We start from the raw sequence: 10148 nt of genomic DNA on the forward strand, positions 1-10148 counted from the left end.
CCGCCTTCGCGAGCAAGCCCGCTCCCACCGGGGGCCGTGGTGTTCAATCGACCAAAGTACAGGCCATGACCACCGCATCTTCGCGTCCGCCCACCGCAGGGTAGTAGTCGCGCCGCCGGCCAATTTCATTGAAACCGTAGCGCTCATACAACCGGAAGGCCGTGCGATTACTGTCCCGCACTTCCAGGAAACACTCCCGAGCCTCGGCTTTGTAGGCAATGGACATCAAGTGCTCCAGCAGCCGCAAACCCAAGCCACGCCCCTGGTTTTCCGGTTTGACGGTGATGTTGAGCAGGTGCGCTTCATCCAGGATGATCTGCACCACGCCGTGGCCCACTTGCTGCTGGCCTTCAAACATTAGCCAGATCTGGTATTTGCCCAGCCCGTCGAGGAAGATGCCTCGGGTCCAGGGGTGGCTGTAGGCCGCGTATTCGATTTTCAGCACAGCGTCGAGGTCCGCCTCGGTCATCGGGCGGAACGATACAGCGTCACTCATTCGATTCTTTCCAGCGCGCCATCAGCCGGCGCATGGCTTGCCAGACATCAGCCTTGCGCTGTGGCGTTTCCATTAACAATTCCAGGCCGGGCAACGCCCAGGCCGAGCCCAGGCCTTCGACCTGCAGTTCGCGATTGAACGCTTGCGCATCCACCTCGCCAGCAAATTTCACCGCCGGCAGGCCGATCAGCCACAGGCACGCGCAGGGCTCGTCTTCAAGCCGCGCCGAGACAAAACCCTGGACAAAATCGCGTGCCGCTTCCGGCCCCTGGTCCATGGTCCCGCGGGACAACAACGGCCAGCGCACCGGCTCGCCAATGATCTGTGGGCTGTCCGGCAGACCGGCGGCACGCAACATGTCCTTGAGCAACAGATACGCCGGATCGCGGCTTTGAAACGGTTCGCCCGTGGGCAGTTCCACCAGTAGCAGGCAACGCCCTGCCCGTAGCAGTTGCAGCGCGAAACGCGGCGGTGCGACGTAAGGTGCCTTGACCGGGGCCGGGGTCTCATCGGCGGCCTCTACCGGTTTGGCGTTGGTGCGGGTCGAAGCCAGGCTCGGGCGCGGAACCTCGATTTTCGGCCGTTCGACCACGGGCGCCACCGGCTCGGCAACCGTCCTGGCCACGGGCGTAGTCACGACTGGCTCGATCTCGATCGGCTCGGGCGTTTCCAGCAGCTCGGGCCGCGACGGGGCGGCGAACGGCAATTCGGTACGCGGCAGCCAGTTGACCACCTGCATGGCGGTCAGATAGGCGCGGCGGCGGGACTCGATAAGCAAGGGTCGGCCACTTGTGGATAACTGAAAGTGGGAGGGATTCTACCGCCCTTCGAGACAGATCGCTTCCCTGTTGAATCAATAGTTGAGCGATTCAACCGACAGTCCGTCTCAGGGGTGAATCGCAACCGGCCTGATGCAGTACAATCGCCCCTTTTAATTGCCAACCCGACGGCCATTGCGATGATCGAACCCAAGCGCGTCTTGCGCGCCCTCGCTGAACACTGGGCATTGCTGGAACCTTTGTGCGAGCACTTCGACCAGGGCACCCTGAGCCTCAACGAATTGCGTTCACAATTGGCCGCCCAACAACTGGACAGCACGCCCCAGGACATCACCAATCTGCTGGACGTGTGGATCCGCCTGGACATCCTCGTACCGGTGGCAAAAAGCCCGAACCGTTTCGAGCTCAACGCCCAGATCCATGACTTCCTCGCCTACCTGCGCCGCGAACACCGCCTCGGCCTGTGCCTGGAAATCGAAGCTTACCTGCGCCACCTCGAGCGTCTGGCCGGCTACATCCAGGACGCGTTCGACATTCGCGACGGCAACGACCTGGCCCGCCAGTTGCGCCTGCTCGACATGCGCGTGCGAGACGTCCTCAAGAAACTCGCCAACGACGAACAGGCCCTGGTAGCAGTGGCCGAACGGGCCAAGACCAGCGACCGGCAGATTCCGCTGCGCCAGCGTTACGCTGAAGTGCTGGCGACCTGGGACGAATACGTCGAGCCGATGATCCAACTGGTGAACGCCGACGGCGCGTTCGAGCAAGGCGTACGCAAGGTCGAGAATGTGCTGTTGCGCATGCTCACCGAACAGCAGCGCCTCGGGCACCTGGTGGACGACGACATGCTGCTGCGCACCCACGCGCGCATCCTCGAGATGCAGACCAGCGCCCAGTTGACCCTGCGCCATGCCCGTGAATTGCTGTTGCCGCTGCGCGAAGAGGCTCGCCGCCACAACGCCGTAACCCGTGGCGCCGCCCTGGCCCTGGCCGCCATTCGCCGCAAAGGCCTCGATGCCGTGCCGCAGGCCGCCATGCCGCTGTTCACCCGGCCGCAAAGCACCTTCCTGGGCAGCGCCAGCCAGGTCGAAGCCTATGTCTATGCCCTGGCCCGTTTCGAACCGAAACCGGCGCGTTTCCCCAAATCCCACAAGACCCACAAGGGTGGCGAGGCACCTCGCGCGCCGCGCACCGTACGTGAGATGGTCGAGCGTTGCGAAGACGCGCTGCCAATGCCGGACCTGATGACCTGGTTGCTGGAGCAGGAGCCGGACGGCGCCACCGACGAATTGCTGTACTGGTTCTCCCGCCTGTCGCGGGAAAAACGCTTCAAGCGCGAGCGTCTGGAACGCCGCGACTATCACACTCACGAGCATCAGGTCAGCCTGCGCTCCTTCGCCCTGCTCTCGGCCGGCGACACCGCCGCCGAGGATTCTGCGAGCATCCCCCATGCATCTTGATCTATCCGAACTGTCCCAGCTGGCGCCGATCTTTCGCGAGCTGTTCAAGGGCTACCACGTCAGCCGCCGTGACCCGGAGCTGTACGCGCAACTGTCCAACTTCCAGGACCAGTACCGTACGCTGTTCAAGGCCCTGGGCTTCGAACTGGTGTGCGACACCCGTGGTTTCTACTACTTCGTGCCGGACCTGGCCGCCGCCGCGGTGAACAAGACTGCCCAACGCCTGGCGCTGTTCACCTTCATTCTCGTCGAGCACCTGGCCGACCAGGGCCGCGACCCGATTGCCGTGCTCGACGGTGGCAGCCTGGGCCGCGATGAATTGCCTTCGTTGCTGGAAAAGTACCGCGACCTTTTCCTTCAGGCCGAAGTGCAGACCCAGGAAGAGCTGGAAGAAAAAATCATGCGCCGCATGACCCAGCTGGGTTTTGCCGGCGAAGAGAACGGTGTCTACCGCTTCCTGCCACCGATGCACCGTTTCCTCGACGTCTGCCTGTCGGTCCAGCAGGACCGCGACCTGGCCGCCAGCCTGCACAGCGTGCTGCCGTTGCCGGCACCGGTATTGATCGACGAAGACAGCGACGAAAAACTGCTGCAGACCGACGATCCGCTGGACCTCAGCGAATTCGAAGGTGAAAGCGAAGAAGACGCACTGGCCCGCGCCATTGCCGAAGAACAGGAGACCGACGCATGAGCAAGGAACGCTACGGCATCCGCCGCTTTGCCCTTTTGAACACCGCCGGCTACAGCCTGGGCCTGTTCCCGCTGGAAGAACCGCTGTCGGTCTACGGCGCGAACAACCTTGGTAAATCCGCGTCGATCAACGCCCTGCAGTTCCCGATCCTGGCGCGCATGTCGGACATGAGCTTCGGCAAGTACAGCCTGGAGCAATCCCGGCGGTTCTACTTTGCCTCGGACACCAGCTACATCCTGGTGGAAGTCGCCCTGCCCCACGGCCCGCACGTGATCGGTGTGGTCGGGCGCGGCCCTGGCGGCGGTTTCGGCCACCAGTTCTTTGCCTACGCCGGCAAGCTGGACCTGGCCCATTATCAGAAAGACGACACCTGCCTGCGTCAGAAAGAGCTGTTCACCAATCTGGAGCGCGAAGGCCTCAAAGCCTACGAACTCAAGCCCGATGAATTGCGCCGCCTGTTGGTGGGCGGTCATACCTCGATTCCGCTGGATCTGACGCTGATCCCGCTGCGCTCCACCAGCGAGCAAAGCCTCAAGACCTTCCGCGCGCTGTTCATCAACCTGTTGCACATGCGCGAAATTACCGCGGCCAAGCTCAAGCAACTGTTCCTCGACGCGTTCGAGCACAGCCTGCGTTCCGGTAGCGTGGATTACATCGCCGCGTGCGAAGAAGCCTTCCGCGATGTACGACGCATGGAACAGGACTACAACTCCCTGGTGGCCGCCGGTCCATTGGTGGAAGCGCTGGCCAATGGCGTGAAGCAGCGCGATGTCCTACGCGGCAAACTGCATCGCCTGTCACCGTTGCTCGACTCGTTGCTGGGTACTTGGTCGGACTACGCCAGTGCGCGCAAGGAAGAGCTGACCATCCAGGCCGAACACTACCGCAACGAACAGGATTCGTTGCAGAACGACCAGCGCGGCGGCACTCAGGAACTGATGCGCCTGGAACGGGAAATCAGCGGCATCCAGCGCTGGATCGGCGAGCTGTCGGTACTCAAGAACCGCTTCGCCCTGGTGGATGACGTCAAGGTCCTGGAGCAACAACTGCTCGCGGCCAAGGATGCCCACGATGAACTGGCCGGCGCCCTCGCCCAGTCCCGCCAGTTCAGCGCCGAAGACCTGGAGGAGCGTCTGCGGGATCTGGAAAAGCGCCTGAAGTCGGTCAAGCAGCAACTCGATCACGCTGACAACAACAGCTACGCCCGCCTGCGGGAAGAATTCTCGCAGCAGGACGTCGAACGCTTGATGCGCCTGTTCAACAGCGCCTTGTTCAGCCTGCCGCTGGGTGAGCACGGCATCGCGCTGGACGAGAACGGCGAGTGGGTCAAATCCATGGAACTGATCCTCGACGGCTTCAAAGGTGAGCGCTTCGAAGTACCGGGCCTGTCCATCGACCTGTCCCATATCGAACCGCCGGCCCTGCAAGCCTTGGCCGACCGCGCCGCACTGCGGGACCAGAAAGAACGCCTGGAAAAAGAACTCAAGCAGCTCAAGACCCAGCAAGCGGTGGCCGCCGACCGCGCCGCGAGCAAGACCCAGACCGAGGCGCTGTACCAACAGGTTCTGGATGCGCAAAAAGCCTTGGAAGACTTCCGTCGCACGCAGACCCTGAGCGCCGAAGAAGGCGAGAAGCTCGAACAACTGGCGCAGATGGAAGCCGCCCAGGACGAACTCAAGCGCTCCAGCGATGCCTTCACCGAACGTGTCCAGCAGTTGTCCGCCAAGTTGCAACTGGTGGGCCGGCAGATCGCCGACATGGAAGCCAAGCAACGCACCCTCGACGATGCCCTGCGCCGTCGTCAATTGTTGCCAGCGGACCTGCCGTTTGGCACGCCGTTCATGGACCCGGTCGACGACTCCATGGATAACCTGCTGCCGCTGCTCAACGACTATCAGGACAGCTGGCAAGGCTTGTTGCGGGTCGACGGCCAGATCGAAGCGCTGTACGCCCAGGTCCGCCTCAAGGGCGTGGCCAAGTTCGACAGCGAAGATGACATGGAGCGCCGCCTGCAACTGTTGATCAACGCCTATGCCCACCGTACCGACGAAGCCTTGACCCTGGGCAAGGCACGCCGGGCGGCGGTGACTGACATTGCCCGGACCCTGCGCAACATCCGCAGCGACTACGACAGCCTCGAGCATCAACTGGCGCTGTTCAACCGCGAGATCAACAAACGCCAGGTCTCCAACCTGCAGAGTTTCCGGATCGTTCTGGCCCCCAACAAGGAAGCGCTCAAGCACATCGACCAGATCATCCACAGCGCCGGCCAGTACGAGGAAGGCGAGACCCTGTCGGTGTTCGACCTCAGCCAGAGCGCCGAGCAGGACAACAAGAACGAAGAGGCCAAGGAATACCTGGCCCGCCTGGTGGCGGCCAACCACAACCAGCTCGGCCTCAAGGACCTGTTCGAACTGGCCTTCGAGATCACCAAGGTCAACGGCCAGCCAGTGATCCACACCGATATCGATGGCGCGGCGTCCAACGGCACCACGATGACCATCAAGGCGCTGACCAACATGTATTTGTTGCTGCACCTGATGGACCGCGAACAGGCCGGTCGCGTGCGTCTGCCGTACTACCTTGACGAAGCGGCAGACATCGACGAGAAAAACCAGGCCGCGCTGCTGGAAACCAGTTTGCAGCTGGGTTTTGTGCCGATCCTGGCCAGTGTGAAGCCGCAAGTCTGCGCCAGCGTCGCCATCGACCTGGAAGGCGGCAGCGGCCCCAACGGCATCTACATCGACGAGGCGGACTGGAAGTACATCCGCCGTCACGATGCGGTGAAAGCCACGGTGAACGTGCAGGCCGACGAGCCGGAGCTGGATCCGGTTTGAGGTGAATAGCCGGACACAAAAAAAGGCCGCGATCCAATGGATCGCGGCCTTTTTCATTGCGCTGGGCTTTTCAGGATTATCGCGAGCAGGCTCGCTCCCACAGGTTTAGCGTCGTTCGTGACAATCCGGCAAGACACTCATTGGGTGGGGGCAAATCTGCTCGCGATGGCGGCAGAACAGCCTGACTTCCCCTGATCACTTACCCAGCTTGATCTTCGGCGCCCAGGTCAGCCACTCCTCTTCAAACTGATCAAACAACGGGAAGGTCTGCTCCGGTCGCGCCGGGTTGCCCATCCGCTCGCCATCCGGGGTGGCAAAAGCGATGCCGCCCTGGATCAGCGTCTCCAGCGACTCAGTCCGCACTGTCGCGCCTTTGAACAACCCGAAGTCCATGCCGAAGCCACTGGTGTTCCAGAACCGCGTGCCGCTGCGCACCAGTGGCGCGTACTTGGGTTCGATCAGGATATGGACCAGCACACGGTCCGCCGTCTGGCCCAATTCATAGCCGGTCACCTTGCCCACAGTAATCTCGCGATACGTCACCGGCACGCCGGTCTTCAACGAACCACGGCGAGCGGCGCTCAACACCAGGCTCAGACCGGCTTCAGGAACAACGTTTTGCGGTGGGCTGGCGAGGGCCACGAAGTTTTTCTGCGGCCCCAGGTTTTTCACCGCTGGCTGTACTTCGATGTACTGGCCGGTCACCAGCGTCTCCAGGTTCGAGGTCTTCATCAGCCCCAGTTCGGGCTTGACCACCCAGAACTGGGAGCCGACCCGAGCAATACGCTCCGGCACTTCGGTGATACGTGCGGTGAGCAGGATGGATTGCATGTCGGCGCTGAGGTCCACGTCCTCGATCTTGCCCACATCCAGCCCTTTGAAACGAATCGGCGTGCCGCTGCGCAAACCATCGGCACGATCGACTTTGATCGTCACTATTGTGCCTTTCTGTTGCGCGGCTTCGCGGTCCGCATGCAGGCGGAACCGTGGGATGCGCCTTTTCAACGGCACATTGGGTTCCGGCGTTTCGAAAGAAATGCCGCCGGCCATCAGGCTTTGCAGGGATTCGCTCTTGACCTGGATACCCCCCGTCAAACCACCCGTGAGCGTAATCCCACTGGCATTCCAGAACCGGGTCGATCCGTTGACCAGACCTTCGTATTCCTTCTCGATGTGCACACCAATGATCAACTGCTTTTTCTTGCGGGAGAACTGGTAGCTCTGCACCGATCCAACCTTGACCTGTTTGTAGAGAATCGGACTGCCGACCTCCAGTGAGCCCAGGTTTTCAGTGAGCAAGACCAGGTGCAGCCCCGGCGAGCGTAAGTCCAGCGGTGGCGCCTTCGGCCGGGCTTCAAATTCGCGCTGCGGCGCCCCGCCCTTATCACCGGGCCGTATGGCGATGTAGTTACCTTTGACCAGTGCCTCAAGGCCCGTAATCCCTGCGAGGGAGATGGACGGCTTGACCACCCAGAACTGGGTGCCGGTCACCAGGTAATCTTCAGCCAGTGGATCGAGGGTCAATTCAGCGGTAGCGCTGGACAGGTCCGGATCGACCTTGAGGTTCTTCAGGCTGCCCACCTGGATGCCTTTGTACATCACCGGGGTACGACCGGCCTGCAATCCTTCGAAGTCGCTGAGCTTGACCTTCACGCGGATGCCGGCAGCGGCTGCGTCGAAGTCTTCATAAAGACGGAACGGCAGGCTCGGGTCCGTGGGCGGACTGTCCTTGCGACTCTCCGGCGTGGCGAACGCGATACCACCGGCCACGATGCTCGCCAGGGATTCGCTGCGCACTTTGACGCCCGACAGGTTGGCATCGATGCTGATGCCGCTGGCATTCCAGAAACGCGTATGTTTACGCACCAGGCTGGCATAAGTCGGTTCGATGTAGATTTTGATCTCGACCGTGCCCTGGTCCTCGGACAGCAGGTAGCTTTTCACCTGTCCGACCTGGATCTGTTTATAGAACACCGGGCTGCCACGGTTGAGCGAGCCCAGGCGCTCGGCCTTGAGGGTCAGGTGCAAACCGGGCTTGGCGTCCGATAGCGGCGGTTCTTCGGCCAGGGCCTTGAATTTACGGATCGGCTCTCCTTCCCCCGGGCTGATAGCCACGTAGTTACCGGAAACCAGGGTTTCCAGGCCGGTGATGCCGGCCAGGGTCACGCTCGGCTTGACCAGCCAGAAACGTGTCCCGGTCTTGAGGTATTGCTCGACGTCCTTGTTCATCTCAATGGTCGCAACCACGCCCTTCGAGCTGCCTTCGTCATCGAGCTTGAGGGTCTTCACTTTACCGACCGGCATACCCTTGTAAACGACTTCAGTCTTGTTGACCTGAATGCCCTCGCCGCTTTCAAAGCGCACGTTGATCTCGATGCCGGTTTCGTTATAAGCCCGCCAGCCGAGCCAGCCACCGATAATCAAGGCAATCAGCGGCAAGACCCAAATCGCGGACCAGTTCGAAGCCGGTCGGGTTTTAGCGGTAGGCAAATCAGTCATGGTCGTCATCCGACTCCGTGTTATCCCAAATCAGTCGGGGATCGAAAGTTACTGCGGCAATCATTGTCAAAATCACTACGCTGGCAAAAGCGATTGCACCGAGACCGGCTTCGACACTGGCGAGCCGGCCGAAATTCACTACCGCCACCAATATGGCGATCACAAAAATATCCAGCATCGACCAGCGCCCAATGAACTCGATAAAACGGTACATAAGGATCCGTTGCCGCGCAGACATGGGCTGGTGCCGTTGCACGGAAAACAGCAACAAGGCGATGCCTACCAACTTGAAAGTCGGAACGACGATACTGGCGATGAACACCACGGCGGCAATCGGAATCATGCCATGCTGAACCAGCTCGATGACCCCGGCCATGATGGTGCTCGGAGCCCCTTGCCCCAACGAGTTGATGGTCATGATCGGTAGCATGTTGGCCGGAATGTAGAGAATCGCGGCGGTGACCAATAACGCCCAGGTCCGCATCAAGCTATTCGGGCGACGAGGATGAACCAGGGCGCCGCAACGGGTACAGGTTTGTGTATCAACGTCAGCTTCCTGCCGGTTTAGCTCGTGGCATTCTGTGCAGATCAAAATACCCGCATCAATCGCCCGCATGAGCGTCCTCTCCTGATAACGCTTGCCAGATCTGATGCGGCGACATCACCACCTCCAGCCAGACCTGAACGAGCAACAAACTGATAAAACACACCAGACCAAGCCCCACGGTAATGGCCGCCATGTCTGCCAACTTGACGATAGCGACCAGCACGCCCATGAGGTAAACCTCCAGCATGCCCCAGTCGCGTAAATGGTGATAAATGCGATAGAGCAATAAGCCGTAGCTACGGCCGATATTCCAGCGAATGGTCAGTAGCACAGCCAATTGGCAAAGCAGTTTAAGCAGCGGAATGCCCATGCTGCACAGAAAAACCACCACCGATACACCTTGCATGCCGGTATTGAACAGGCCGACCACACCACTCCAAACGGTGTCTTGGGAGGATTGGCCGAGCAAATTGAGCTGCATGATGGGTAAAAAGTTCGCTGGCACATACAACAGCAGAGCGGCAATGACCAAGGCAAGACTGCGTTCGACCACATTGTGTCGGTGAGCGTAGAGCTCATACCCACAGCGCGGGCATTCGGCTTTTTCGCCATGGGCCAGCTGGGGCTTGCGCATCAACAGGTCGCACTCATGGCACGCCACCAAGTCATCCAACGGCAGATCTGACAACCGAGGGGCGTCAAACGGATCGGGCATAAAGAGCTCTGGCTCAACTAAGGTGGAGGCTATTCTAGTGCGCTGGCTTGAAAATAACTGTGCAAATTTATTCGCAGCCTCGGCGCAATTTTATTGCGGGCAAAACAAAACCCCTACCTGCGTC

The 10148-nt window shown here is 60.7% G+C and carries 8 protein-coding genes; 3 read left to right on the forward strand and 5 right to left on the reverse strand.

The genetic code is table 11. The features are described from left to right. Positions 1 to 43 precede the first annotated feature (43 nt). Both rimI and HU811_RS20435 read right to left on the reverse strand, forming a co-directional pair. Positions 44 to 496, reverse strand: a complete 453-nt coding sequence (rimI, locus tag HU811_RS20430; protein WP_003205585.1) for a ribosomal protein S18-alanine N-acetyltransferase — start codon at positions 494 to 496, stop codon at positions 44 to 46. After that, entirely contained in the window at positions 489 to 1274 is a 786-nt protein-coding gene (locus HU811_RS20435; RefSeq protein ID WP_225248472.1) for an energy transducer TonB, read from the reverse strand. The genes rimI and HU811_RS20435 overlap by 8 nt, the downstream gene beginning before the upstream one ends. A 180-nt stretch (positions 1275 to 1454) precedes the next feature. On the opposite strand from HU811_RS20435, the gene mksB reads away from it, so the two are divergent. From mksB to mksF, 3 genes are read left to right on the forward strand one after another with little or no spacing between them, the layout of a single operon-like run. Beyond that, on the forward strand, positions 1455 to 2735 hold the full coding sequence (gene mksB, locus HU811_RS20440; RefSeq protein WP_092402547.1) for an Mks condensin complex protein MksB: 1281 nt from the start codon (positions 1455 to 1457) through the stop codon (positions 2733 to 2735). Beyond that, positions 2725 to 3426: an Mks condensin complex protein MksE gene (mksE, locus tag HU811_RS20445; RefSeq protein ID WP_047229373.1), complete on the forward strand. Its 702-nt coding sequence runs from the start codon at positions 2725 to 2727 to the stop codon at positions 3424 to 3426. The genes mksB and mksE overlap by 11 nt, the downstream gene beginning before the upstream one ends. Next, positions 3423 to 6263 carry an Mks condensin complex protein MksF gene (mksF, locus tag HU811_RS20450; RefSeq protein WP_092402549.1) on the forward strand — a complete coding sequence of 947 codons (2841 nt, stop codon included), beginning with the start codon at positions 3423 to 3425 and terminating at the stop codon, positions 6261 to 6263. The genes mksE and mksF overlap by 4 nt, the downstream gene beginning before the upstream one ends. 195 nt (positions 6264 to 6458) lie before the next feature. On the opposite strand, the gene HU811_RS20455 is transcribed toward mksF, so the two are convergent. Genes HU811_RS20455 through HU811_RS20465 form a run of 3 tightly spaced genes read right to left on the reverse strand, consistent with a single transcriptional unit; the run spans position 6459 to position 10024 of the window. After that, on the reverse strand, positions 6459 to 8762 hold the full coding sequence (locus HU811_RS20455) for a PqiB family protein (protein WP_186657778.1): 2304 nt from the start codon (positions 8760 to 8762) through the stop codon (positions 6459 to 6461). Then, positions 8755 to 9378, reverse strand: a complete 624-nt coding sequence (locus HU811_RS20460; RefSeq protein ID WP_047229371.1) for a paraquat-inducible protein A — start codon at positions 9376 to 9378, stop codon at positions 8755 to 8757. Before HU811_RS20460 ends, HU811_RS20455 begins: the two co-directional genes overlap by 8 nt. After that, on the reverse strand, positions 9365 to 10024 hold the full coding sequence (locus HU811_RS20465) for a paraquat-inducible protein A (protein ID WP_092402551.1): 660 nt from the start codon (positions 10022 to 10024) through the stop codon (positions 9365 to 9367). Before HU811_RS20465 ends, HU811_RS20460 begins: the two co-directional genes overlap by 14 nt. Positions 10025 to 10148 lie beyond the last annotated feature (124 nt).

The organism is Pseudomonas tehranensis, from assembly GCF_014268615.1.
GTDB classification, from domain to species: Bacteria; Pseudomonadota; Gammaproteobacteria; order Pseudomonadales; family Pseudomonadaceae; genus Aquipseudomonas; species Aquipseudomonas tehranensis.

What these genes read in the sequence shown, in the direction of transcription:
- rimI (WP_003205585.1), bottom strand. Translation starts at nt 496, where the DNA reads ATGAGTGACGCTGTATCGTTCCGCCCGATGACCGAGGCGGACCTCGAC.
- mksB (WP_092402547.1), top strand. Translation starts at nt 1,455, where the DNA reads ATGATCGAACCCAAGCGCGTCTTGCGCGCCCTCGCTGAACACTGGGCA.
- mksE (WP_047229373.1), top strand. Translation starts at nt 2,725, where the DNA reads ATGCATCTTGATCTATCCGAACTGTCCCAGCTGGCGCCGATCTTTCGC.
- mksF (WP_092402549.1), top strand. Translation starts at nt 3,423, where the DNA reads ATGAGCAAGGAACGCTACGGCATCCGCCGCTTTGCCCTTTTGAACACC.
- HU811_RS20455 (WP_186657778.1), bottom strand. Translation starts at nt 8,762, where the DNA reads ATGACTGATTTGCCTACCGCTAAAACCCGACCGGCTTCGAACTGGTCC.
- HU811_RS20460 (WP_047229371.1), bottom strand. Translation starts at nt 9,378, where the DNA reads ATGCGGGCGATTGATGCGGGTATTTTGATCTGCACAGAATGCCACGAG.
- HU811_RS20465 (WP_092402551.1), bottom strand. Translation starts at nt 10,024, where the DNA reads ATGCCCGATCCGTTTGACGCCCCTCGGTTGTCAGATCTGCCGTTGGAT.